Origin of the sequence: Rhizobium sp. SU303 (genome assembly GCF_021052345.1) — a bacterium.
Lineage (GTDB): Bacteria > Pseudomonadota > Alphaproteobacteria > Rhizobiales > Rhizobiaceae > Rhizobium > Rhizobium laguerreae.
In genome coordinates this window covers 1,847,116-1,870,857 of record NZ_CP088095.1, presented here as the reverse complement: position 1 = coordinate 1,870,857, position 23,742 = coordinate 1,847,116, and the positions used below count along the sequence as shown (strand labels likewise).

Annotated in this window: 29 protein-coding genes; 11 read left to right on the top strand and 18 right to left on the bottom strand. The window is 61.0% G+C overall.

Annotated features, from left to right (window positions below; translation table 11 throughout):
• Positions 1 to 115: 115 nt before the first annotated feature.
• The 3 genes from RlegSU303_RS09420 to RlegSU303_RS09410 form a co-directional block, all read right to left on the bottom strand.
• Positions 116 to 1,441 carry a homoserine dehydrogenase gene (locus RlegSU303_RS09420; RefSeq protein ID WP_131644040.1) on the bottom strand — a complete coding sequence of 442 codons (1,326 nt, stop codon included), beginning with the start codon at positions 1,439 to 1,441 and terminating at the stop codon, positions 116 to 118.
• Positions 1,442 to 1,502: 61 nt separating this feature from the next.
• Entirely contained in the window at positions 1,503 to 2,720 is a 1,218-nt protein-coding gene (locus tag RlegSU303_RS09415; protein ID WP_131644041.1) for an LL-diaminopimelate aminotransferase, read from the bottom strand.
• Positions 2,721 to 2,941: 221 nt separating this feature from the next.
• Positions 2,942 to 3,355: a hypothetical protein gene (locus tag RlegSU303_RS09410; RefSeq protein WP_231283741.1), complete on the bottom strand. Its 414-nt coding sequence runs from the start codon at positions 3,353 to 3,355 to the stop codon at positions 2,942 to 2,944.
• Between the two features lie 150 nt (positions 3,356 to 3,505).
• Here RlegSU303_RS09410 and RlegSU303_RS09405 point away from each other — a divergent pair, with 150 nt between their 5' ends.
• Both RlegSU303_RS09405 and RlegSU303_RS09400 read left to right on the top strand, forming a co-directional pair.
• The gene (locus RlegSU303_RS09405) at positions 3,506 to 5,359 is read left to right on the top strand and encodes a PHA/PHB synthase family protein (RefSeq protein WP_222283351.1); all 1,854 of its coding nucleotides are present in this window, start codon (positions 3,506 to 3,508) and stop codon (positions 5,357 to 5,359) included.
• Positions 5,360 to 5,566: 207 nt separating this feature from the next.
• Positions 5,567 to 6,907: a DUF2778 domain-containing protein gene (locus tag RlegSU303_RS09400; RefSeq protein WP_017960240.1), complete on the top strand. Its 1,341-nt coding sequence runs from the start codon at positions 5,567 to 5,569 to the stop codon at positions 6,905 to 6,907.
• A 39-nt stretch (positions 6,908 to 6,946) separates the two neighbouring features.
• Here RlegSU303_RS09400 and RlegSU303_RS09395 read toward each other — a convergent pair whose 3' ends face one another.
• Entirely contained in the window at positions 6,947 to 8,104 is a 1,158-nt protein-coding gene (locus RlegSU303_RS09395; RefSeq protein WP_026158658.1) for a pyridoxal phosphate-dependent aminotransferase, read from the bottom strand.
• A 210-nt stretch (positions 8,105 to 8,314) separates the two neighbouring features.
• Here RlegSU303_RS09395 and RlegSU303_RS09390 point away from each other — a divergent pair, with 210 nt between their 5' ends.
• From RlegSU303_RS09390 to aat, 5 genes are all read left to right on the top strand, one after another.
• Complete coding sequence (locus tag RlegSU303_RS09390; RefSeq protein WP_017960238.1) at positions 8,315 to 9,073, top strand: DsbA family protein; 759 nt, start codon at positions 8,315 to 8,317, stop codon at positions 9,071 to 9,073.
• Between the two features lie 161 nt (positions 9,074 to 9,234).
• On the top strand, positions 9,235 to 9,672 hold the full coding sequence (gene aroQ, locus RlegSU303_RS09385; RefSeq protein WP_017960237.1) for a type II 3-dehydroquinate dehydratase: 438 nt from the start codon (positions 9,235 to 9,237) through the stop codon (positions 9,670 to 9,672).
• Positions 9,673 to 9,692: 20 nt separating this feature from the next.
• Entirely contained in the window at positions 9,693 to 10,163 is a 471-nt protein-coding gene (gene accB, locus RlegSU303_RS09380; RefSeq protein ID WP_017960236.1) for an acetyl-CoA carboxylase biotin carboxyl carrier protein, read from the top strand.
• 4 nt (positions 10,164 to 10,167) lie between these two features.
• Positions 10,168 to 11,523, top strand: a complete 1,356-nt coding sequence (gene accC / locus RlegSU303_RS09375) for an acetyl-CoA carboxylase biotin carboxylase subunit (RefSeq protein WP_017960235.1) — start codon at positions 10,168 to 10,170, stop codon at positions 11,521 to 11,523.
• A gap of 7 nt (positions 11,524 to 11,530) precedes the next feature.
• Complete coding sequence (gene aat, locus RlegSU303_RS09370) at positions 11,531 to 12,145, top strand: leucyl/phenylalanyl-tRNA--protein transferase (protein WP_168279507.1); 615 nt, start codon at positions 11,531 to 11,533, stop codon at positions 12,143 to 12,145.
• A 103-nt stretch (positions 12,146 to 12,248) separates the two neighbouring features.
• Here the strand turns inward: aat and RlegSU303_RS09365 are convergent, their stop codons facing one another.
• From RlegSU303_RS09365 to gatB, 5 genes are all read right to left on the bottom strand, one after another.
• Positions 12,249 to 12,683, bottom strand: coding sequence for a DUF2155 domain-containing protein (locus RlegSU303_RS09365; protein WP_231283740.1), 435 nt, complete (start codon positions 12,681 to 12,683; stop codon positions 12,249 to 12,251).
• Between the two features lie 115 nt (positions 12,684 to 12,798).
• On the bottom strand, positions 12,799 to 13,197 hold the full coding sequence (locus tag RlegSU303_RS09360; RefSeq protein WP_020049728.1) for an NADH:ubiquinone oxidoreductase subunit NDUFA12: 399 nt from the start codon (positions 13,195 to 13,197) through the stop codon (positions 12,799 to 12,801).
• A 103-nt stretch (positions 13,198 to 13,300) separates the two neighbouring features.
• Positions 13,301 to 13,774: a GNAT family N-acetyltransferase gene (locus RlegSU303_RS09355; protein ID WP_168279505.1), complete on the bottom strand. Its 474-nt coding sequence runs from the start codon at positions 13,772 to 13,774 to the stop codon at positions 13,301 to 13,303.
• Between the two features lie 6 nt (positions 13,775 to 13,780).
• Positions 13,781 to 14,284 (bottom strand): GNAT family N-acetyltransferase, encoded by a 504-nt coding sequence (locus tag RlegSU303_RS09350; RefSeq protein WP_168279504.1) that lies wholly within the window; start codon positions 14,282 to 14,284, stop codon positions 13,781 to 13,783.
• A 3-nt stretch (positions 14,285 to 14,287) separates the two neighbouring features.
• Positions 14,288 to 15,790 carry an Asp-tRNA(Asn)/Glu-tRNA(Gln) amidotransferase subunit GatB gene (gene gatB, locus RlegSU303_RS09345; protein WP_168279503.1) on the bottom strand — a complete coding sequence of 501 codons (1,503 nt, stop codon included), beginning with the start codon at positions 15,788 to 15,790 and terminating at the stop codon, positions 14,288 to 14,290.
• 129 nt (positions 15,791 to 15,919) lie between these two features.
• Here gatB and RlegSU303_RS09340 point away from each other — a divergent pair, with 129 nt between their 5' ends.
• Positions 15,920 to 16,231 (top strand): DUF1294 domain-containing protein, encoded by a 312-nt coding sequence (locus RlegSU303_RS09340; protein ID WP_168279502.1) that lies wholly within the window; start codon positions 15,920 to 15,922, stop codon positions 16,229 to 16,231.
• 4 nt (positions 16,232 to 16,235) lie between these two features.
• Here RlegSU303_RS09340 and RlegSU303_RS09335 read toward each other — a convergent pair whose 3' ends face one another.
• Positions 16,236 to 16,745, bottom strand: a complete 510-nt coding sequence (locus RlegSU303_RS09335; RefSeq protein ID WP_094086075.1) for a GNAT family N-acetyltransferase — start codon at positions 16,743 to 16,745, stop codon at positions 16,236 to 16,238.
• Between the two features lie 310 nt (positions 16,746 to 17,055).
• On the opposite strand from RlegSU303_RS09335, the gene RlegSU303_RS09330 reads away from it, so the two are divergent.
• The gene (locus RlegSU303_RS09330; RefSeq protein ID WP_231283739.1) at positions 17,056 to 17,313 is read left to right on the top strand and encodes a YjhX family toxin; all 258 of its coding nucleotides are present in this window, start codon (positions 17,056 to 17,058) and stop codon (positions 17,311 to 17,313) included.
• 50 nt (positions 17,314 to 17,363) lie between these two features.
• On the opposite strand, the gene RlegSU303_RS09325 is transcribed toward RlegSU303_RS09330, so the two are convergent.
• The 5 genes from RlegSU303_RS09325 to RlegSU303_RS09305 all read right to left on the bottom strand — a co-directional run bounded on the left by RlegSU303_RS09325 (position 17,364) and on the right by RlegSU303_RS09305 (position 20,750).
• Entirely contained in the window at positions 17,364 to 17,639 is a 276-nt protein-coding gene (locus tag RlegSU303_RS09325; protein WP_168279501.1) for a hypothetical protein, read from the bottom strand.
• 20 nt (positions 17,640 to 17,659) lie between these two features.
• A complete protein-coding gene (locus RlegSU303_RS09320) occupies positions 17,660 to 18,160 on the bottom strand; it encodes a GNAT family N-acetyltransferase (RefSeq protein WP_168279500.1) in 501 nt (166 codons plus the stop codon).
• Positions 18,151 to 19,632, bottom strand: a complete 1,482-nt coding sequence (gene gatA, locus RlegSU303_RS09315; RefSeq protein WP_168279499.1) for an Asp-tRNA(Asn)/Glu-tRNA(Gln) amidotransferase subunit GatA — start codon at positions 19,630 to 19,632, stop codon at positions 18,151 to 18,153. The genes RlegSU303_RS09320 and gatA overlap by 10 nt, the downstream gene beginning before the upstream one ends.
• Before the next feature lie 56 nt (positions 19,633 to 19,688).
• Positions 19,689 to 19,976 (bottom strand): Asp-tRNA(Asn)/Glu-tRNA(Gln) amidotransferase subunit GatC, encoded by a 288-nt coding sequence (gatC, locus tag RlegSU303_RS09310; protein ID WP_049734290.1) that lies wholly within the window; start codon positions 19,974 to 19,976, stop codon positions 19,689 to 19,691.
• A gap of 69 nt (positions 19,977 to 20,045) precedes the next feature.
• Positions 20,046 to 20,750: a metal-dependent hydrolase gene (locus RlegSU303_RS09305; protein WP_094086078.1), complete on the bottom strand. Its 705-nt coding sequence runs from the start codon at positions 20,748 to 20,750 to the stop codon at positions 20,046 to 20,048.
• A 179-nt stretch (positions 20,751 to 20,929) separates the two neighbouring features.
• Here RlegSU303_RS09305 and ruvX point away from each other — a divergent pair, with 179 nt between their 5' ends.
• On the top strand, positions 20,930 to 21,424 hold the full coding sequence (gene ruvX / locus RlegSU303_RS09300) for a Holliday junction resolvase RuvX (RefSeq protein WP_168275085.1): 495 nt from the start codon (positions 20,930 to 20,932) through the stop codon (positions 21,422 to 21,424).
• On the opposite strand, the gene RlegSU303_RS09295 is transcribed toward ruvX, so the two are convergent.
• From RlegSU303_RS09295 to RlegSU303_RS09285, 3 genes are all read right to left on the bottom strand, one after another.
• Complete coding sequence (locus tag RlegSU303_RS09295; RefSeq protein WP_003558937.1) at positions 21,361 to 21,693, bottom strand: DUF6105 family protein; 333 nt, start codon at positions 21,691 to 21,693, stop codon at positions 21,361 to 21,363. The two genes, ruvX and RlegSU303_RS09295, sit on opposite strands and share 64 nt — an antisense overlap.
• A complete protein-coding gene (locus tag RlegSU303_RS09290) occupies positions 21,690 to 21,863 on the bottom strand; it encodes a hypothetical protein (protein WP_026158656.1) in 174 nt (57 codons plus the stop codon). Before RlegSU303_RS09290 ends, RlegSU303_RS09295 begins: the two co-directional genes overlap by 4 nt.
• A 129-nt stretch (positions 21,864 to 21,992) precedes the next feature.
• Entirely contained in the window at positions 21,993 to 22,652 is a 660-nt protein-coding gene (locus RlegSU303_RS09285; RefSeq protein ID WP_131719959.1) for a TetR/AcrR family transcriptional regulator, read from the bottom strand.
• Between the two features lie 247 nt (positions 22,653 to 22,899).
• On the opposite strand from RlegSU303_RS09285, the gene map reads away from it, so the two are divergent.
• The gene (gene map / locus RlegSU303_RS09280; RefSeq protein WP_017960220.1) at positions 22,900 to 23,736 is read left to right on the top strand and encodes a type I methionyl aminopeptidase; all 837 of its coding nucleotides are present in this window, start codon (positions 22,900 to 22,902) and stop codon (positions 23,734 to 23,736) included.
• Positions 23,737 to 23,742 lie beyond the last annotated feature (6 nt).

The window sequence follows — 23,742 nt, the reverse complement described above, 5'->3', positions numbered from 1 at the left end:
AATATTTCGGCATCTGTTAATATAGGCTTCCCTAAGGGAAGGTGGAATAGATAACAGAAAAAACCGCCCTGCAGGAACAGGGCGGCTCAACGGTCCTCCGGGACGGGAAAAAGGCTCAGCCTTCCTCTTTCGGCCGCTCGATGCGAATCACCTGCGGCTCGCCGAAGAGATAACCTTCCGACTTGATCGAGACGACCGCCTTGCGCACCGACTCTTCCATCGTCGCATGGGTGACGAGAATGATCGTCTGGTGGTGCGATGGCGCCAGGTGCTGCTTGGAGCGCTGGACGATCGATTCCAGCGAAATGTTGTTTTCGGCCATACGGGTTGCGACGCTGGCAAAGACGCCGGTGCGGTCGAGCACGGTCAGGCGGATGAAATAGCCGCCCTCGTGGCTCTGCATCTGCGCCTTGCGGTAGGGTTCCAGCGTCGCTGCGGGATGGCCGAGCACCGGCACGCGCTGGGCGCCTGGCTGGCTTTTGGCGATATCGGCGATATCGCCAAGCACCGACGAGGCCGTGGCATTGCCGCCGGCGCCAGGGCCGACCATCAGCAGTTCGCCGAGCACGTCGGATTCGATCGCCACCGCATTGGTGACGCCGTCGACCTGGGCGATGACCGAATCGACCGGCACCATTGTGGGATGGACGCGCTGCTCGATGCCTGTATCGGTGCGCTGGGCAACGCCCAAGAGCTTAATGCGATAACCGAGCTCGGCCGCGGCGTGGATATCCTCGATCGAGATGTTGGTGATGCCTTCGAGATAGATGTCGTCGGCCGCGATCTGATTGCCGAAGGCGAGCGTCGTCAGGATGGAAAGCTTATGGGCCGTGTCGTTGCCCTCGATATCGAAGGCTGGATCGGCCTCGGCATAACCCAGCCGTTGCGCCTCCTTCAGGCATTCGGCGAAGGAAAGCCCCTCCTTCTCCATCTTGGTCAGGATGTAATTGCAGGTGCCGTTCATGATGCCATAGATGCGCGAGACGGAATTGCCCGTCAGCGATTCACGCAGCGCCTTGATAACAGGGATGCCGCCGGCGACTGCCGCCTCGAAGTTCAACAGCGACCCCTTCTCCTCGGCGATCGTCGCAAGCTCGACGCCGTGATAGGCAAGCAGCGCCTTGTTGGCTGTCACCACATGGAGACCACGCTGGAGTGCCGTACGCACCGAGATGTTGGCAGCCCCTTCAGCGCCGCCCATCAGCTCGACGAAGACGTCGATATCGCCTTTTGCGGCAAGCTCTTCCGGCCGGTCGAACCAGGTAACAGTGGAAAGATCGATGCCGCGGTCCCTCGCCTTGTCACGTGCCGAGACGGCCGTGATGGTGATCGGACGCCCGCAGGTGACGGCAAGCTCGTTGCTCTTCTGCTGAATGATGCGGACAAGCGAGGCGCCAACGGTGCCCAAGCCCGCAATGCCGATTTTGAGGGCATCTGCCATGGATCGATCCTGAAATGTCTGTGTGGCGGCAGCCGCATGACGCGGCTGCCCAACGGTTGGATTAGCGGTGTGCGTTCAGCGAGATGACGTTGTGCATCGTCTCGTCTGCCGTCGACATGAACTTCTTGATGTTGCGCGCAGCCTGGCGGATGCGGTGTTCGTTTTCGACAAGTGCCAGACGGACGTAGTCGTCGCCCATTTCGCCGAAGCCGATGCCCGGGGCAACGGCGACGTCGGCCTTCTCGACCAGCAACTTGGAAAATTCCAGCGAACCGAGATGACGGAACTTTTCCGGGATCTTCGCCCAGGCAAACATCGTCGCAGCCGGCGGCGGCACGTCGAACCCGGCCTTGCCGAAGCTTTCGACCATGACGTCGCGACGACGTTTATAGACGTTGCGGACTTCCGCAATGTCGGAACCATCGCCGTTTAGCGCATGCGTCGCCGCCACCTGGATCGGCGTGAAGGCGCCATAGTCGAGATAGGACTTGACGCGGGTGAGCGCCGCGATCAGCCGCTCGTTGCCGACAGCAAAGCCCATGCGCCAGCCAGGCATGGAGAAGGTCTTCGACATCGAGGTGAACTCGACGGTCACGTCCATTGCGCCCGGCACTTCGAGAACCGACGGCGGCGGGGCGCCGTCGAAGTAGATTTCCGAATAGGCAAGGTCGGAAAGCACGATGATGTCGTGCTTTTTCGCAAAGGCGATGACGTCCTTGTAGAAATCGAGCGTCGCGACATAGGCCGTCGGGTTCGAGGGATAATTGAGAACCAGCGCCAGCGGCTTCGGGATCGAATGCCGGACGGCACGTTCCAATGGTTCGAAGAAGCTCTCATCCGGCTCGACCGACATGGAGCGGATCACGCCGCCCGCCATCAGGAAGCCGAAGGCGTGGATCGGATAGGTGGGGTTCGGGCAGAGGATCACGTCGCCAGGCGCGGTGATTGCCTGCGCCATGTTGGCGAAGCCTTCCTTGGAGCCCAAGGTGGCGACCACCTGCGTATCCGGGTTGAGCTTGACGCCGAAACGGCGGGCATAATAGGCGGCCTGGGCGCGGCGCAGCCCCGGAATGCCTTTGGAAGAGGAATAACGGTGCGTGCGCGGATCCTGCACGACCTCGCACAGCTTGTCGACGATCGACTGGGGAGTGGGAAGGTCGGGGTTTCCCATGCCGAGATCGATGATATCGGCGCCGCCCGCTCGCGCGCTTGCCTTCAAACGGTTGACCTGTTCGAAAACATAAGGCGGCAAACGCCGGACTTTGTGAAACTCTTCCATCTCATTCCCCATGGAAAGGCGGCATTTCGGGCCGCAGTCGAAGTTCGTTCCGTCTCCCGGCGGCTGCGACACGAACTTCAGAATCGCAACGCCGTATTCATCAAACCCAAGCGACGCGGCGAATCTTTGACGGAAAGGCCGCGGAACGCGCTTTATCGGGAAAATTGTATCTTCCGATCCTTGCCGAAGGCTTTGCGTCCAAATTGCCTGAAAGGCAAGGTTTATTTGGAGATTTGAGACAGCGTATCGGTGCCGTGCTCGGCGGCGAGACGCCGCATTTCGGCGACCTTGGCCTGATATTCGGCTTCCGAAAGCGCGCCTGCCTTGCGCCGGGCGGCAAGTGCCGTCAGCTGATGCTGCAGTTCGGCCGCCTGCTCATCGCTCATCTGGACATTGGCGGCCGTCAGCGGAGCGCCGAAATTCGGATAGCCATCCGGATATTTTGCAAGGCCGCCCTCGGCCGCCTCGCCCTTGGTGGCCGGCATGACGACGGCGGTCGGCGCCGCTCGCTTGGCGGCGGCTGCGGCTTTTTGTTCCGCCGTCAGATTGCATCCGGCAAGAGCCATCGCCGCCGCGGCGCAGATCAGTGCGGTGCGGTTGAAGTTCGCGATGTGCCGAATGCCGTTCTTCGTCATGCCTCAAAAATCCAGTTTTGACTGCTTCGACTGTTAAATTTGTCGCAGCCACAAAGCAATAGCATGAGCCGATGCGGGTGGAACTTGTTTTCTCGTTCGATCACGATGTACAACGAATGGATAAAAAGAGTGGTGCTGCCGCCGGAGGAAATGGTGACCGACAGCAAGCAGGAGAATGGCGGCAAGGCCGGCTTCGACGCGACCGATCTCGATCCCTATCTGTTGAAGGATCCTGAGGCCATGGCGATGAATTTCGCCCGGGCGCTCGAAAATCTCGGACAAGCAGCGTCTGCCTGGCTTGCGCCGCGCGAACGCGGCGAGATCACCGAGAGCGCCGCGGATCCGATGACCGACATGGTCAAGACGCTTTCCAAGGTCACCGAATACTGGATTTCCGATCCGCGCCGCACCTTCGAGGCGCAGACGCAGCTGATGTCCTCGTTCTTCGGCATCTGGATGCGCTCGATGCAGCGCATGCAAGGCACGCGCGGCATTCAGGGCGATCCCACGCCTCCCGAGCCGGACACCCGCAAGGACAAGCGTTTCTCGGACGAGGACTGGGAGAAGAATCCGTTCTTCGATTTTCTCCGCCAGGTCTATTTCGTCACGACCGACTGGGTGGAAAAGATGGTGTCGGAGACCGAGGGCCTCGACGAGCACACCAAACACAAGGCCGGCTTCTACGTGAAGCAGATCACGGCAGCGCTTTCGCCGACCAACTTCATCGCCACCAATCCGCAGCTCTACCGCGAGACGATCGCGACCAGCGGCGCCAATCTGGTGCGCGGGATGAAGATGCTGGCCGAGGATATCGCTGCCGGACATGGCGACCTTCGCCTTCGCCAGACCGACATGACGAAATTCGCCGTCGGCCGCGACATGGCGCTGACGCCAGGCAAGGTGATCGCCCAGAACGACATCTGCCAGATCATCCAGTACGAGGCTTCGACCGAAACGGTGCTGAAGCGGCCGCTGCTGATCTGCCCGCCCTGGATCAACAAGTTCTATATTCTCGACCTCAACCCGCAAAAATCCTTTATCAAATGGTGCGTCGACCAGGGGCAGACGGTCTTCGTCATTTCCTGGGTCAACCCGGATGCGCGCCACGCCGACAAGGACTGGGCGGCCTATGCCCGCGAGGGCATCGATTTCGCGCTGGCAACGGTCGAGAAGGCGACTGGCGAAAAGGACGTCAACGCCGTCGGTTACTGCGTCGGCGGCACGCTGCTTGCCGCAACACTGGCACTGCATGCCAAGGAGAAGAACAAGCGCATCAAGACCGCCACACTCTTCACCACCCAGGTCGACTTCACCCATGCCGGCGACCTCAAGGTCTTCGTCGACGAGGAGCAGCTTGAATCGCTCGAAGAGCATATGCAGGCGGCCGGCTATCTGGACGGCACGAAGATGTCGATGGCCTTCAACATGTTGCGCGCCTCCGAGCTGATATGGCCTTATTTCGTCAACAACTACCTCAAGGGCCAGGATCCCCTGCCCTTCGACCTGTTGTTCTGGAACGCCGATTCGACCCGCATGGCAGCGGCAAACCATGCCTTCTACCTGCGCAATTGCTATCTCAAGAATGCGCTGACGCAGAACGAGATGATCCTCGACGGCAAGTCCGTGTCGCTGAAGGACGTCAAGATCCCGATCTATAATCTCGCCACCCGCGAGGATCACATCGCCCCTGCCAAGTCCGTCTTCCTCGGCAGCCGGTTCTTCGGCGGCAAAGTGGAATTCGTCGTGACCGGCTCCGGACACATCGCCGGCGTCGTCAATCCGCCCGACAGGAAGAAGTATCAATTCTGGACGGGCGGCCCCGCCAAGGGAGACTACGAGACCTGGCTCGAGCAGGCGACGGAGACTCCGGGATCATGGTGGCCGCATTGGCAGGCCTGGATCGAGACGCATGACGGCAGACGCGTGCCGGCCCGCAAACCTGGCGGCGATGCGTTGAACGCGATCGAGGAAGCGCCGGGAAGTTATGTGATGGAGCGCGCCTGAGAAGGCCCGACACATCTCTTTTTGAGACGTCGAGAGACAGAGCGACGCCGCGTAAACAAATTAGAAACCATAATTCGTCATCCTTGCGAGACAGTCGGACGTCGTGGGTGGTCTAAATTCGGCCCATTTGCGCCTGTACCGGCCCCGGCGAAGTGTAGTCAGTCAGTGCCGCCGGCCTGCGTAGCGAGTTTGAAAGACGAGTGTAGTATGGCGTGTGCGGTCGGGACGTTCGATGACGTCACCCCTCTTGGCGGATCTGCTTTCCGTTGGCGCAGATCTCGCGGTTTCCTTTACGGTGTTGTCGGCGCCGGATGTCTGACCTCCACATGGCTGATCGCGACCTTCGCGACGATGCACTCGATTGCCACTCCCTATTCTCCGCCGGATCGCCTAGCACAGATGGCGACCGCGCCGAAGGTGGCGCCGTCACCGCGCCATGAGCGGCTGATCCATGTCGGCAAGGCCGACCGGCTGGCCGCCTTCGATGCGAAGCCGAAGGTCCCGCTGACGGCGAGCCTCATTCAATCCCATGCCGAAAAGACCGCCGCCGCGGCAACGGCGCTTGCGGTTCTCGCCAAAAACAACCGGCTCGCCATGGCTGCCGAACAGCCGGTCGTGGCGGCGATCTCCGACAGCGCCAAATTCCGCAAGGACGATGTGATCGCGGCGGCGCCGGTCGAACTCGCCTCGGCAGAGACGGACGAAGACGACGGCGACCGGATCATCGTTCCGTCGAAAGAAGCCGTCGCCGCAGCCGAACTCCCGACCCTGCTTGCTCTTGCCGATGCCGGATCCCGGCAAATCGCGCCGGCTCCGGTCGAGCCAACCGCATCTCCCCTCAAAACGGCCTCCATTCCCGCATCGGAACCAGCTCCGGTGGTTGTCGCCGCCGCGGAAGACGCGCCACCCTTCGATCTCGTGCTGGCGCCGAACGAGGATTCGGTGCCGCTGCCGATGGCGCGTCCTGACGGACTCGTCGGCAAACCGACACCGCTCTCCAAGGGGTCTCAGCGCTCTGGCGAGCCTGTGCTTGCCTACGCCCAGCCGAACGCGCCGATCGAGGATGACGAGGACGATGCTGTGCCGCGCTACGACAAGCCGGTCTTCTCGCCGAAGCTGCGCGCAGGCGTGGCGATCTACGATATCGAAAACAGCACCGTCTATCTGCCGAACGGCGAGCGGCTTGAGGCCCATTCAGGGCTCGGCAAGATGCGCGATAAGCCGCGTTTCGCCAACAAGAAGATGCGCGGACCGACGCCGCCGCACACCTATGTTCTTACCATGCGCGAGAGCCTTTTCCACGGCGTTGAGGCGCTGCGGCTGACACCGATCGAGGGTTCGGACGCCATCTATGACCGTGTCGGCCTGCTCGCCCACACCTACATGCTCGGCAAGAACGGCGATTCGAACGGCTGCGTCTCCTTCAAGGATTACCGCCGCTTCCTGGCCGCCTACAAGCGCGGCGACATCAAGCAGCTCGTGGTGGTGCCGCGCCTGAACAACAAACCGTCTTCGACGCTTGCCTCGCTGTTTTCGCGGCGCAGCTGAGGATTGGAGAGCGCACTGCCGCTTGCCCGGCAGCGGACGCTACTTCAACCAGGCTGCGATTCGCTCCACCGCCTCGGCGATCTCCGCCTGCGAGCCCGCATAGGACAGACGGAGCGTTCGATTTCCCTCCAGGGGATCGAAATCGAGACCGGGCGTGGCGGCGACGTCGATTTCCGCGAGCATGCGTTTGGCAAAGCCCATGCTGTCATTGGTGAAGCGGGTGACGTCGAGATAGGCATAGAAAGCGCCGTCCATCGGCGAGGCGATCGAAAACCCGATCTGCGGCAGGCGCCGCATCAGCAAATCACGATTGGCGGCATAGCTTGCCTTATAACGATCGAGTTCGGCGCCGGCGCTGAGAGCAGCCGTGGCGGCGATCTGGGAGAGCTCGGGCGGGGAGATGTAGAGGCTCTGCGCCACCCGCTCGATCGGCCGCACCAGGCGTTCCGGCAGTACCATCCAGCCGATTCGCCAGCCGGTCATGCAATAATATTTGGAGAAGGAGTTGATGACGATCGCCTCGTCGGTCAGCTCCAGCGCGCTCGCCTCCTCGCCGGCGAAGGTCAGCCCGTGGTAGATTTCATCGGAGATGAAAGCGATGGAATGGGCCGCGCAGTAATCCGAAAGCGCCTTCAGCCCATCGCGGCCGGTCACCGTGCCGGTCGGATTGGCGGGGCTTGCGAGCAACACGCCTTTCAGCGTGATGCCGCTTTCCTTCTGCGCAGCTTCGAGGCCTTGCGGCGTCAGCGTGAAGTGGGTCTCGGCCGTTACCGGCACTTCGAGAACCTTCAGGCCCAGCGCACCGAGGATATTGCGATAGGCGGGATAACCGGGTCTTGCGATCGCCACCGCATCGCCGGCATCGAAGAGCGACAGGAAGGCGAGATTGAAGCCGGCCGAGGAACCGGTGGTGATGGCGATGCGCTTGGGATCGATCTCCAGGCCGTGGCGATCCTTGTAGTGCCAGGCGAGCGCCGATTTCAGCCGTGCCGTCCCCAGCGCATCGGTATAACCGATCCGGCCTTCGGCAAGGGCTGTGCGCGCCGCTTCGAGGGCCGCTTGAGGGGCCGGATGCGAGGGCTGACCGACTGCCATCGAGATCACCGGATGGCCGGCAGCGCGCCGCTTCGTCGCCTCCGCCAGGACGTCCATGGCGTGAAAAGGCTCGACTTCGCTGCGTTTCGATATGGAAAACAAGATCGTTTCTCGCTCAGCTTCTTCAATCACGGCCCGACAATTGCCGCATTAATCGGCTCATCACAATCCCGCGAGGGCCGCGCGGGGATGAAAATTCCGGTTTGAGCAGAACCGAACGCACCGTACCTTGACGCGACGCATTCAAGTCCATTAATCCGGCGACGGTCTTCTCGATGAAGAGACGACAATATCGCCGATGACGAGGATATCATGGCATTCTTCCCGAAGACCTTCACCGCACTGGCGCTTGCCGCATCGATCGCCCTTCCGCTTCCGGCGGCAGCGCTCGACGACCAGCAGAAGAAGGAGTTCGGCGAATTCATCAAGCAATACCTGCTCGAGAACCCCGAGATCATGCTCGAAGTCCAGGATGCGCTGCAGAAGAAGCAGGAGGCCCAGCGGTCGGTGAAGGCCAATATGGCGATCGAAGAGAACAGCACCGACATCTTCGAATCGAAGAACGACGTCACGCTCGGCAATCCCAAGGGCGATGTCACTGTCGTCGAATTCTTCGATTATAATTGCAGCTATTGCCGGCACGCGCTTCCCGACATGCAGGCCATACTGAAGAAGGACAAGAACGTCCGTTTCGTCCTCAAGGAATTCCCGATCCTCGGGCCGGATTCGGTCGCCGCGCACAAGGTGGCCGACGCCTTCCGGAAGCTCGCACCGGAGAAATATGCCGATTTCCACGTCGCCCTTCTCGGCACCGAAGGCCGTGCCTCTGACGAAACAGCGGTCGCGGTCGCTGCCTCGCTCGGCGTCAGCGAGGACAAGATCCGCGCCGAGATGGCAAAGAGCCCGAATGACGGGATCGTCCAGGCGACCTACCAGCTCGCCTCCAGTCTCGGCATCAGCGGCACGCCCTCTTATGTGATCGGCAACGAACTGGTGCCCGGCGCCGTCGGGCTGGACGATCTCGAAGCCAAGGTCAAGAACATGCGCAGCTGCGGCAAGACCGCCTGCTGAGCAAACCAGTCGCCAGCCGGCAGCCCATCAAATCGCCAAAATCGAAGTGTTTCAACCATGTGGACAAATGTGGCACGATTGCCGCTGGCCAATCCGTAAGGGCTTTCATTCAGCCTTCGCGGAGTCTATAGGTTGCCGTCGTACATTTTACGGAACATTCGATGACGCAAACGATTTTTGTCCTGAACGGCCCCAACCTGAACATGCTGGGCAAACGAGAGCCCGGCATTTATGGCGGCAAGACGCTCAAGGACATCGAGGCGGACTGCAAGGCCGCAGGCCGCGAACTCGGCCTCGATATCGATTTCCGCCAGAGCAACCATGAAGGCGCGCTCGTCGATTGGTTCCATGAGGCCGACGAAAAGTCCGTCGGCGTTGCCATCAATGCAGGCGCTTATACGCATACATCGGTCGCGCTGCATGATGCGATCCGCGCTATTTCCATTCCCGTCGTCGAGCTCCACATATCCAACGTGCATGCACGGGAAGAATTCCGCCACAAGTCGATGATCGCGCCGGCATGCAAAGGCGTGATCTGCGGCTTCGGGCCTCACAGCTACATCCTGGCGCTCCACGCGCTGAAGAACATCACGGCATAAGAAGAAGACAGGGCAACACCATGGCTGAAAAGAAATCGGGTATCGACCAGGCACTGATCCGCGATCTCGCTAATATTCTCAACGAAACGGATCTGACGGAGATCGAGGTCGAGCAGGACGATCTGCGCATCCGCGTTTCGCGCGCCGGCACGCCACAATATGTCCAGGCTCCGATCGCAGCACCTGGTTATGCCGCGCCCGCAGCCGCCGCTGCGGCAGCCGTTGCTGCGCCTGCCGCAGCTCCCAGCCGTAACCCGGCCAATGTCGTCAATGCACCGATGGTGGGTACCGTCTATATGGCGCCGGCACCGGGGGCGCGTCCGTTCATCGAAGTCGGCGCAACCGTCAAGGAAGGCCAGACGTTGATCATCATCGAAGCGATGAAGACGATGAACCAGATCCCCTCGCCGAAGTCAGGCAAGGTGACCGAGATCCTCGTCGATGACGGACATCCCGTCGAATACGGCCAAGCCCTCGTCGTCATCGAATAGGCCGATGCCCATGATTTCGAAAATCCTCATCGCCAATCGCGGAGAAATCGCCCTTCGCGTGCTTCGGGCCTGCAAGGAGCTCGGCATCGCCTGCGTCGTGGTTCATTCCACCGCCGACGCCGATGCCATGCATGTGCGCCTTGCGGACGAAAGTGTCTGCATCGGCCCGCCCTCCTCGCGCGAGAGCTATCTCAACATCCATCAGATCGTCGCTGCCTGCGAGATCACCGGTGCCGACGCCGTGCATCCGGGCTACGGCTTTCTGTCGGAAAATGCCAAGTTCGCCGATATCCTCGAAGCCCACGGCATTACTTTCATTGGGCCGACGGCGGACCATATCCGCATCATGGGCGACAAGATCACCGCCAAGACGACGGCGCTCGAGCTCGGCATTCCCGTCGTTCCGGGCTCGGACGGCGAAGTGAAGACCGAAGAGGATGCGCTGAAGACGGCCGCCGAAATCGGCTATCCCGTGCTGATCAAGGCCACGGCCGGCGGCGGAGGACGCGGCATGAAGGTCGCCAAGAGCGAGGCCGACCTGATCGAAGCCTGGTCGACGGCGCGCACGGAAGCGGCAGCCGCCTTCGGCAACGATGCCGTCTACATGGAAAAATATCTCGGCAAGCCGCGCCACATCGAAATTCAGGTATTCGGTGACGGTGAAGGCAATGCCATCCATCTCGGCGAGCGCGACTGCTCGCTGCAGCGCCGCCATCAGAAGGTCTGGGAAGAGGCGAATTCGCCGGCACTCAACGTCGAGCAGCGCATGAAGATCGGCCAGGTCTGCGCCGACGCCATGAAGAAGCTGAAATATCGCGGCGCCGGCACGATCGAATTCCTCTACGAAAACGGCGAGTTCTATTTCATCGAAATGAACACCCGCCTGCAGGTGGAGCATCCGATCACCGAAGCGATCACCGGCATCGACCTCGTGCACGAGCAGATCCGCGTCGCTTCCGGCGGCGGTCTCTCGGTGACGCAGGATGAAGTGCATTTTTCCGGTCACGCCATCGAGTGCCGTATCAATGCCGAGCACCCGCGCACCTTCGTGCCTTCGCCCGGCACGATCACGCATTTCCACGCGCCGGGCGGCCTCGGCGTGCGCATCGATTCCGGTGCCTATCAGGGCTACAAGATCCCGCCCTATTACGACAGCCTCATCGGCAAGCTGATCGTGCACGGCCGTACCCGCGTCGAATGCATGATGCGCCTGCGCCGGGCGCTCGACGAATTCGTCGTCGACGGCATCAATACGACGCTGCCGCTGTTCCAGGATCTCGTCTCCAACCAGGATATTGCCAACGGCGACTACGACATCCACTGGCTGGAAGACTACCTCGCCAACACACCGGCGGCATAGGACAGGAATGGCAGGATCGCGCAGGAAGTCACCAGGCATAACCCCTGACATTCTCCTGCGCGCCTATTCCATCGGCCTCTTCCCGATGGCCGAATCCGCCGACGACCCGGAGATCTTCTGGGTCGAACCGGAACTGCGCGGCGTGCTGCCGCTCGACCATTTCCATGTGTCGAAAAGCCTTGCCAAGACGGTGCGCAAGAAACCCTTCGAGATCCGTTTCGATCACGCTTTCGATCAGGTCATTGCTGCCTGTGCGGAGGAGACGTCCGGGCGCCCGAGCACCTGGATCAACAGGACGATCAGATCGCTCTACTCGACGCTCTTCGACATGGGCCATGCCCATACCGTCGAAGCCTGGGAGGGTGATGAACTGGTCGGCGGCCTCTACGGCGTCTCGCTCGGTTCGGCCTTCTTCGGCGAAAGCATGTTTTCGCGCCGGACGGATGCCTCGAAGATCTGCCTCGTGCATCTGGTCGACCGGCTGCGGGAACGGGGCTTCACCCTGCTCGACACGCAGTTCACCACCGAGCACCTGAAGACGTTCGGAGCGATCGACGTTCCGAAGACCGATTATGCCGTTATGCTTGCCGCGGCGATGGAATCGCCGCATCTGGAATTCTGAGGACCGTTTTCAGAGTAAAATCCGGCAGACAATATCGCTCTTGCCCATTGTGGATCACCACACGCCGGGTTGAGGAGGATGCAGCAAACCAGCGAAGACGCAGTTACTTCGCCTTGGCGCTGTCAGGCGCCGGGACATCCGAGTTTGCCTTGCAGTCTTTCAGCCAGACGTCGTAAATCGGGTGCTCGACGGCGTTGAGGCCGGGGCTGGCGGCGAACATCCAGCCGGTGAAGATGCGGCGGATCTTGCGGTCGAGGGTGATCTCGTCGACCTCGACGAAACCGTCGATCTTCTGCGCTTCTGTCTGGTCGCGCGAATAACAGGCCTTCGGTGTCACCTGCAGCGCACCGAACTGTACCGTCTCATTGACATAGACGTCGAAGGTCGTGATGCGGCCGGTGATCTTGTCGAGACCGGAAAAGACGGCAACCGGATTTTCGATGCGTGCGGCATTTGCCGCAACTGGCGGAAGCAGGGCCGAGAGCGCCAGCAGCGATCCGGCGGCACGCAGGACCATGTTCCGCGTGAAGAGCTTCATATGTACCCGTCTCCAGACATTTTCAGTTCACGGCCGCGGTCAAGCGCGGCCAACCTGCGGGTAAAGGTCAATTGTGGCCAAAAGCCGGGTCTTGAGATCGCCCGGTCGAGCCGTCTCAGTTGCCTGGCGTCCAGGCGTCGTAATCGCCGGTGACGCGCGGACGCTCGCCCGGAACGGCGATGGAACCCGGCGGACGATAGGCTTGCGGCGAACCGGTATGGTTGGGACGGTGCGGCTTCTGCCACTCCTTGGCGACGTAGGTCTCCTTGGAGGGGGGAACATCGGTGCGATGATGCATCCAGCCATGCCAGCCCGGCGGAATGGCGGAGGCTTCGGCATAACCCTTGTAGATCACCCAACGCTTCGGCAGACCGTAGGAGGACATGCCGCCTTCGTAGTAGACGTTGCCGAATTCATCCTCGCCGACGCGCTTGCCAAAACGCCAGGTCGCAAAACGCGTGCCCATCGTCTGACCGTTCCACCAGGTAAAGGTCTGAACCAGAAGATTCCACATGTCTTTTCCTTGTGCCCGCCAGATGCGAGCCAAACCAGAATTCGTTTCCTCGCTTATGCCGTCGCCAAGCCGAATTGTCCAGCGATTCCACGACGGCCATGGGTCATTTCAAAGCCATCTTGAAGCCCAGATGCGAGGGCTTGAAGCCCAGCCTTTCGTAGAAACGATGGGCATCCTTGCGCACTGCATTCGAGGTCAACGCTACCCGCCCGATACCGCGGCCTTTTGCCTCGGCAATGGCAAATTCGATCATCAGCGCGCCGACCCCCTGCCCGCGCATATCGGCGCGCGTCTGCACCGCCTCGATGATCATCGCCGAAGAGCCGCGGCCAGTGAGCGAGGTCGTCACCATCGTCTGGAACGTGCCGACGACATCGCCGCCACGCTCTGCGACGTAAAGCATCTGGTCAGGCGAAGCCTCGATGACGGCGAAGGCCCTGAGATAATCCGGGAAGGCTTCAGCTTCCGTGGTATCGCCATGACCGCCGAGCGCATCGGCGGCAAACATAGCTACCAGCGCCGGCAGATCTCCCCGGCGGGCCGGACGAATGAGAATGTCGGGCAACTCGGCCGCCATAGTCTCTCAATGCCCTTCGAGTGGTTTTTCGAAGATCAGCGCCGGAATGCCGGATTGTCCGGCTCCGCTATTCTCGTTGCGGCCGATTTCGGTGAAGCCATGCGTGCGATAGAAGGCGATCGCCGCAGCATTCTGCGGTTCGACTTCGAGGCGCATGATCTCCGCATCCGGGAAGCAGGTTTCGAGCTCGGCGAAGATATCGCGGCCGATGCCCTGGCGCTGCAGCGCCGGGCTGACATAGAGGAGATGCAGCATCACCGTCTTAGTCAGTTCCTGCGACATGGCCGCATACCCCATGCCGCCGATATTGCGGCCGTCGTCAGCAACGAGGAACTCGGCATCCTTTCGCACCAGCCGCGCCTTCAGCGCCGCCGGCGAAAAGAGATGGGCGATCAGGTCATCTACCCTGGCTCGGCCATGGAGACCGTCATAGGTGGCATGAAAGCTCTCCGCCAGCAGGTCGCGCACCTTCTCCAGGTCGCGCTCGCCGGCAGTGCGGACGAAATACACCGCTTATTCCTCGATGCCGAGCTTCGCTTTGACGAGAGCCTGGACAGCCTGCGGGTTGGCCTTGCCGCCGGTCGCCTTCATTACCTGGCCGACGAACCATGCCGCCATGGTCGGCTTCGCCTTGACCTTTTCGACCTGATCGGGATTGGCGGCGATGATCTCGTCCACGGCCTTTTCGATCGCGCCGGTATCCGTCACCTGCTTCATGCCGCGCGCTTCGACGATCTCGGCGGGATCACCGCCTTCGGTCAGCACGATCTCGAAGAGATCCTTGGCGATCTTGCCGGAGATAGTTTCGGCCTTGATGAGATCGATGATCGCGCCGAGCTGGGCCGGCGAAACCGGCGTCTGCTCAATGTCTTTGCCGGTGCGGTTCAGCGCGCCGAGCAGATCGTTGATCACCCAGTTGGCGGCCGTCTTGCCGTCACGGCCTGCGGCGACCGCTTCGAAATAATCGGCGATCGCTTTTTCGGAAACGAGCACCGAGGCGTCGTAGATCGACAGGCCGAGCTCGCGCACGAAGCGCTCCTTCTTGTCGTCAGGCAGTTCCGGCAGATCGGCTTCGAGCGCATTGATGAAGGCATCGTCGAATTCGAGAGGCAGCAGGTCCGGATCGGGGAAATAGCGATAGTCGTGCGCATCCTCCTTGGAGCGCATCGAGCGCGTCTCGCCCTTGTTCGGGTCGAAGAGGCGGGTCTCCTGATCGATCTTGCCGCCGTCCTCCAGAATGCCGATCTGGCGACGGGCTTCATATTCGATCGCCTGGCCGATGAAACGGATGGAGTTGACGTTCTTGATCTCGCAACGCGTGCCGAAATCCTCGCCCGGACGGCGAACGGAGACGTTGACGTCGGCGCGCATCGAGCCCTCGTCCATGTTGCCGTCGCAGGTGCCGAGATAACGCACGATCGAGCGCAGCTTGGTCATATAGGCCTTGGCCTCGTCGGACGAGCGCATGTCGGGCTTGGAGACGATCTCCATCAGCGCGACACCGGAACGGTTGAGGTCGACATAGGACATGGTTGCGTGCTGATCATGCATCGACTTGCCGGCATCCTGCTCCAGATGCAGGCGCTCGATGCCGATCTCGATATCCTCGAACTGGCCCTGGCGGTCCGGCCCGAGCGAAATGACGATCTTGCCCTCGCCGACGATCGGATCCTTGAACTGCGAGATCTGATAGCCCTGCGGCAGGTCGGGATAGAAATAGTTTTTGCGATCAAACAAGGAGCGCTTGTTGATCTGTGCTTTCAGGCCGAGGCCGGTGCGCACCGCCTGCTTGACGCATTCCTCGTTGATGACAGGCAGCATGCCGGGCATGGCAGCGTCGACCATCGAGACATTCGAATTCTGCGGCTTGCCGAATTCCGTCGAGGCGCCGGAGAAAAGCTTCGAATTGGACAGCACCTGGGCATGGACTTCCATGCCGACGATGACTTCCCAGTCGCCGGTGGCGCCGGGGATGAAGCGTTTCGGATCAGGTGTGCGGACGTCGACAAGGGTCATCTGATGCTCTTTGCAGGCTGTTCTTTTCCACTGGTGAGGTAAAGGAAATGGCGTGCCGGTGCAAGGCTTTCGCCATGGCGCGCATTGCGGTTTTGCCGTCCATTAACGGAGCCGCGGTAGGGTTCCCCTATGACGATGACCGATATTATCAAATGGGCCTTACTGTTTCTGGCGCTGAACCTTTTGGTATTCTCGATCTATTTCAGGGACAAGCAGGCGGCTCGTCACGGCAGGCGGCGCATCAGCGAGCGCACGCTTCTTTTACTTGCGCTGATCGGCGGCAGCCTTGGCGCGGTGGCGGCACAGCAGCTGTTGCGGCACAAGACGAGAAAGGAGCCTTTCCGGTCAATCCTGGCGGCGATCCTGATCCTGCATGGCGCAGTGATGGCAATCCTGGTCTTCGTGCCGCAATGGAGCCTTCTGCTTCCTCAGCATTTTTGAAGCGTCAGAATTCCAGGCCATACCCACTTTGGCCGTCCGAAACGAGCTGTTTCGTCAGTCCAACGGAGGGTACGTCGCGATCGAGCTTCGGATTGTAAGCCACCGAGAGCCAGTGGATGCTGTAGCCGTGCTTCCGGAAGAAGCCGATCGCCTCGCTATTGCCGGAATGGGTCTGCATCGCCGCCTTCTCGAGGCCCTGATCGGCGATTTCCTTTTCGATGCGGACGAGAAGGGCCGAACCGAGGCCCTGGCGGGTGAATGCGGGATCGATCCAGAAATCCGAGATGGTTTCGTCCAATCCCTCGCGCGCCGCCCAGCCTGCGACCTGTCCGTTCTGCTCGACGACGGTGATGGTCAGCCAGTCGTTTTCCACGAAGTTCCGGAAGGCGTTGCGCGCTGCGTCGACCATCGCGTCCGATTCGCCGATCGACGCCATCGCCTTTTGCCAGGCCCTCAGCCCGATCTCGCTCAATAGCTCCGCTTCACCGTCGCGGGCATTGCGAATGTGGATCAACGACACCTCCGCGTTAGCCGTCAACTAGACCATTGAGTCGCGGATTTTACCAGTAGCTGCGACGGAACGATCGACCGAAACCGCGGTTTTCGACTGGCTTTCAGAGGCAAGTACGCTCTTGACCGAATTTTCCGCGCTGAATAATAGGTCTTATCGAGGTGTTTTATGTTGAGCCTGCCTGAGACCCGGTAAAGGCCCTGCCCGCAAGTTCGCTTGCGCGCATGGGCCCGAAAAAACGAAGCCCTGACGTTCGAATGAGCGCCAGATCGTTTTTGTGCGCCCTGCCGGGCGCGATACCGGATCTCAACATATGGACGTTTCTCGCACGGAGCAGCGCATCCTGCATCTCATGGCCCAAGGTGGCCGCATCGAAATTACCCGCGACGACAACAGGAAAATCGAGGCAGTCAGTTGCTTCACCCGCGACGGCTGGCTCTATCCTGGCGTCGACCTCGATCTCTTCCGCAGGCTGAAGCGGCTGAGGGCAATCAAGTCCTCTGGCGGCCACCCTTACCGGATCACTGAAAGAGGGCTGAGGTTGGTCAGGTCGCAGTTGAACAACAGGTAATAGCGGCACCCCCGATCGCGTCTCGAACGGGCGCGATCGGGGGTATCGCCTCAAGCCTTTGCAGAGAGTTCCGTCCGCATCGCCGACCACTCGTCGGCCATCGTGCCCGTGCCGCGCCTCTTGCCGGCGCGGCGATACCAGTAATCAGCGTTCCAGTCATCGCCCTCGATGCGATGGCAAAGGGCGTGCCCCCAGTCGAACGGCTGTTCGCCTTCGTGGCGCTGGCAGATGTCGTGCACCGCCTGCCAATCCGCGCCCATGGTGAAACCGCCGGCAGCGAGGCGATCAACTGCCTCGATCAATTGCGCAAGATCACTGTTCGCCATAAGACCTCCTCTGGTTCCTGCTATTGGTCAGCAAACCGTTTCTCCAGATGCACCTTTTCAAGTTCGACACCCATGCTCTCGGAAAATTCGCGGCCACGCCAGATGATGGTGAAGCCGCAGCGCTCGTAGAGGCGGATTGCGCCCTTATTCCCGGCATGCGTGTCGAGCCTGGCAGTCGCCAGCCCCTCTGCCGCCATCAGTTCGCACAAATGAAGCAAGAGAGCCCGGCCGACGCCGTTGCCCTGATGGTCGGGATGCACCCAGAGGTCGGACACATAATTCGGTTGGTTTTCACGCGCGCCCCAGCCGACGATCGTCCCGCCCCGTTCAGCAACGAAGATCTCGCCTTTCGTTTCCTCGGGAAAGATGGCGAACTCGTGCCGCACCCTGGTGATCACATCGGGATCGAGATAGCTGTCCTCGAAGGCATCGCTTGCGGCCCAAGCGGCAAAGCCGACGGCGCCGACCGTTTCGTGGTCGGCAGCCGCTATTCTTCGGATCGTTAGATCCGTTACCACCACTTGGCCGGCGTAAACCGGCCGGCTGCCTGCTCGATGACATGGGCGGTCTTGAAGAGGGTTTCCTCGTCAAAGGGTTTGCCGATCAGCTGCAGGCCAAGCGGCAGGCCCTTGTGGTCGAGACCGGCGGGCACGGCGATGCCGGGCAGGCCCGCCATGTTGACCGTCACCGTGAAGATGTCGTTCAGATACATCTTCACCGGATCGGCGGCGAGGTTCTCATCGGCAACGCCAAAGGCCGACGACGGCGTTGCCGGCGTCAGGATGGCATCGACACCGGCGTCGAAGGCGAGTTCGAAATCGCGCTTGATCAGCGTGCGCACCTTCTGCGCGCGGATGTAATAGGCATCGTAATAACCGGCCGACAGCACGTAGGTGCCGATCATGATGCGGCGCTTGACTTCCTTGCCGAAGCCCGCGGCACGCGTCTTCTCGTACATGTCGACAATATCCTTGCCGTCGACACGCAGGCCGTAGCGCACGCCGTCGTAGCGCGCGAGGTTCGAAGATGCCTCGGCGGGAGCGACGATGTAATAGGCTGGAAGAGCGTATTTGGTATGCGGCAGCGAGATGTCGACGATTTCGGCACCGGCTTCCTTCAGCCAGGCGATGCCCTGGCGCCAAAGCGTCTCGATCTCATCCGGCATGCCGTCGACACGATATTCGTTCGGGATGCCGATCTTCATGCCTTTCAGCGATTGGCCGAGAGCTGCTTCGTAATCCGGCACCGGCAGATCGACCGATGTCGTGTCCTTTGCGTCGACGCTTGCCATCGACTTCAAAAGGATAGCGGCATCGCGTACGTCGCGGGCGATCGGGCCTGCCTGGTCGAGCGAAGAGGCGAAGGCGACGGTGCCCCAGCGCGAGCAACGGCCATAGGTCGGCTTGATGCCGACGGTGCCGGTGAAGGCGGCCGGCTGGCGGATCGAGCCGCCGGTATCGGTCGCGGTCGCGCCGGCGCAAAGATGCGCGGCGACGGCTGCGGCCGAGCCGCCCGACGAACCGCCGGGCACGAGCTGCTGGTTGGAGCCTGCGGCACGCCAGGGATTGATCACCGGACCGTAATGCGAGGTCTCGTTTGAGGAGCCCATGGCGAACTCATCCATGTTCAGCTTGCCGAGCATGACGGCGCCATCATCCCAGAGGTTCTGCGTGACGGTCGATTCATAACGCGGCTCGAAACCATCGAGAATGTGGCTGCAGGCCTGGGTGTGAACGCCGACGGTGGCAAAGAGATCCTTGATGCCGAGCGGAATGCCTTCGAGTTCGCCGGCCTTACCGGCGGCGATTCGCTCGTCGGAGTTCTTGGCCATGACGCGGGCGAGATCAGGCGTGATCTTGATATAGGCGTTAAGCCGGCCATTGGCCGCATCGATCGCCGAGATATAAGCTTCGGTCAGTTCGATCGCGGTGATTTCCTTGGCGCGCAGCTTCTGGCGGGCTTCGGCAATGGTCAGGCTGGTGAGTTCGTTCATCGTGTTTTCGCTTCAGATCTGGAATGGCAAAAGGGTCGGAGAGAGGCTTCGAAGCCTTATTCGACGACTTTCGGCACCAGGAAAAAATTGTGATCGGTGACGGGCGCATTAGCGACGATATCGGCTGCCTTGCTGCCGTCGGTAACCGCGTCAGTCCGCTTCTTCATCGCCATCGGGGTCACCGACGTCATCGCCTCGACGCCGTCGACATTCACTTCGGAGAGTTGCTCGACGAAGCCAAGGATGCCGTTCAGCTCGCCGACCATGCGATTTGCCTCGTCCTCGGAGACGGCAATTCGGGCAAGGTGGGCGACGCGCTTCACGGTGGCAAGATCGACGGACATGGCATTCTCCGGATAGGATTTTTCCTACCCGCTATAAAGGCCATGTCCGCCGTGTGCAACGGGGTTTCGTCAGATCGACAGGCTCTCGGAAGGCCTGATCGCCTTCACATCCGTCTTCGATCCATCCATCCCGGCAACGAATTTTTCCGCCGTCTGGTCGATGATCGGGAAGGTGCCGTAATGGCAGGGGATCGCGGTCTTGAAGTTGAAATAGCGTCGGCAGGCAAGTGCGGCCACAGCGCCGCCCATGGTGAAGCGGTCGCCGACCGGCACGAAGCCGATATCAGGCTGGTGCAATTCGTTGATCAGCGCCATGTCGGAGAAGATGTCGGTATCGCCCATGGCAAGGATCGAGGCTTCGTCGTCGAAATGCAGCATCAGGCCGTTGGCGTTGCCGAGCGCATGCGAGACGCCGTCCTCGGTGATCTGGGCGGAGGAGTGCAGCGCATTGGTGAAGGTCGCCGAGAAGCTGCCGAGCGCGATCGTACCGCCGGTATTGCCCATCTCGATCTTGTCGACGCCCTTAGAGCCAAGCCAGGCGGCGAGATCGGCATTGGCAAGAACGACGGCGCCGGTTTCCCTGGCGAGTGCCACGGTATCGCCGACATGGTCGCCATGGCCATGCGTCAGCAGGATATGGGTGATGCCGGCGGACACGTCCTTGACATCCTGGCCGGAAAAGGAGGCGTTATAGCTGAGGAATGGATCGAGCAGGATCTTCGCCTTTGATGTCTCGATGCGGAAGGCGGAATGGCCGAGCCAGGTGATCTTCATGAAATGTCTCCTTTATTACGTGATGCAAAGCCGGTTTCGATGCCACATCAAAGAATGAGAGCATGATGTCGTCCGAAAACCGCTCACACTTTTCGGCGTCATGCCCTAAGGACATATCTTATGCGGCCGCAAAGAAAAGCGGCGGCGACTTCAATTTGTTTTGACGGGATGAAACGGCGATGACGGTGCTGACGATCGAGGAAATGGCCGAGACGCTTGTCCCGCGACAGGCGATTGCCGGCCTCGATCTCGGCACCAAGACAATCGGGCTTTCGATGTCCGATCTCGGGCGGCGTTTCGCCACGCCGCGCACAGTGATCCGCCGCGTCAAGTTCACCATCGATGCCCAGGCGCTCTTGGATTTCGCACAATCGGAAAAGGTCGCAGGCTTCATCATCGGCCTGCCGATGAACATGGATGGATCGGCGGGTCCGCGCGTGCAGGCGACGCGCGCCTTCGTGCGCAACATGGAGCAGAAGACGTCACTGCCCTTCGTCTATTGGGACGAGCGGCTTTCGACGGTTGCCGCCGAACGGACGCTGCTCGAAATGGACGTCTCCCGCGCCAAGCGGGCCGAACGGATCGATTCGGCCGCGGCAAGCTTCATCCTTCAGGGCGCGCTTGACAGGCTTTCCTTGCTGGCAAGGTCTGATGGAGATGAATTCAGCGCCTGACGCGCCTTCCACCAGGCGATGATCGACTTGCGCTTCCGAAGGCCGATAATGGCGAAGACCACAAGGCTGTCCACCGCGATCGCGCGGGCAACGAGCGGCGGGATGGTCTCCGGCGGAATGCCGAGCGCCTTGCCGTAAAGCTCAAAGGTCAGGTCATGGACCTGCCGGCTCAGCATGAAGATGCCGAAACTCATGTCGTAATAGGAGAGCCAGTACCATCCGCCCAAAAAGACGATGGGGCCGGCCCAGAAGATCAGAAACCACTTCATGCGGCCTCTCCTCCATGCTTGCGCGCGACAGGCAGATCAAGAGAGACCAACCAGGTCGACAAAGCCATGATACAAAGCACGAGCGTCGGAGTTGCGATATCCAGCGCCAGGACTGCGAAAAACATCATCGCCGCCACCAAAAACACTGCCTTGGCGATCTTGGTTCCCATGGTCGTCAACTCGGGTCTTCTACTCATACAATCTCTGCTGAGACCACACTGTCGGGTTAACCAGCCCCACGCAACGTAAACCATTTGTTAAGGTTAATGCTACGCCCGCCCCCTGTGGATGAGCAGATATCAGCCGTAGACGCCGCGCACGATGCGCTTCAGCGCCGTCGCTGCCTTCTCCCAGTCCTTGGGCGTTTTCAGCGACAGGCCGGCGCACTGCCCGCCGGCTGCGGCGGCGAGCACAAGGTGCTGGATCGCGGCGATGACGACGGCGTTGACGGCTGCCGCATCCACGCCCTTCGGCGGCGCCAACGAGCCGCGCATGCGCTCCAGCCAGAGCGCGAGCGCCTTCGAACGCGCCTCGGACAAGCGCCTCACCTGCTCGGTGTTTTCCGATATCTCCCAGGCAAGGATGCGGCGCATCAGCGGATCGTTTCTCAAGGCGTCGAGGAGGAGAAGCGACAGCCGCTCCATCAGGTCGCCATAGGTGAGCAGGAACATGCCGCCGGCGTCTTCCGGAATGCGATCCTTGACCCATGTGCCGAGATCGGTGCCGATCGCCTCGACCAAGCCGTCGAGGCCGCCATAGTAACGATAGATCAGCTGCTTGTCGCAACCGGCGCGGCGGGCGACCGCATTGATGCCGAAATTCTGGAAGCCTTCCTCGGCGAGCAGCCCCTTGGCGGCGACAAGGATTGCGCGCTCGGTGGCGCCGCGATCACGCACGCGCCGTTCCGGCCCCTCGCCGGTCCCGGGTGAATTTTCAAGATTTACGGCTTCATTCAGCATGTCGACCCTTCCCCGCTGTCACCAATCGGTGAGTAGCTGGCAGGCTTCACGCAATCAATCCTATCCCTTTGGGAAGATTGTGGATATTCGAGCCGGACCGTTGATTGTCCATCGAACGGATGCGGAAGACTGCACGTTGGGCGGATCGGATCCGCTTAGAAATCTCGTCCTGGCGGTTGATCGTGATGGACGAACCCGGCATAGCTACATTATGAACAAATCTAACAATCTCCGCTAAGGCCCTGCAATGGTGAACTATATCGAAGCCTCTACTGCGCCCCCGAAGAATACGGGCGCCATCCGGCTTTATGACGCGCAAGCATTCGAGGGCATGCGCAGGGCATGCCAGCTGACCGCACGCTGCCTCGATGCGCTTGCCGACATCGTCAAGCCCGGCCTGCTGACCGATGAGATCGACAGGTTCGTCTTCGATTTCGGCATGGATCACGGCGCCTATCCGGCGACGCTGAACTATCGCGGTTATACCAAATCGACCTGCACCTCGATCAACCACGTCGTCTGCCATGGCATTCCGAACGACAAGCCGCTGCGCGACGGCGATATCGTCAATATCGACGTCACCTTCGTGCTCGACGGCTGGCACGGCGATTCGAGCCGGATGTATCCCGTCGGCACCATCAAGCGCTCCGCCGAGCGGCTGCTCGAGGTCACCTATGAATCGCTGATGCGCGGCATTGCCGCCGTAAGGCCCGGCGCCCGCACCGGCGCGATCGGCGAGGCGATCCAGACCTATGCAGAGGCCGAGCGCTGTTCGGTGGTGCGCGATTTCTGCGGCCACGGTGTCGGCCGGCTGTTCCACGATTCGCCGAATATCCTGCATTACGGCCGCGCCAACGAGGGGCCGGAGCTGCGCGAGGGCATGATCTTCACCATCGAGCCGATGATCAACCTCGGCCGGCCGCATGTGAAGGTGCTGGCCGACGGCTGGACGGCCGTCACCCGCGACCGCTCGCTTTCGGCGCAGTACGAACACACGGTCGGCGTCACCTCCGACGGCTGCGAGATCTTCACGCTGTCGCCTGGCGGGCTCGACCGCCCCGGCCTGCCGTCGCACAACGGGTGACGGTCC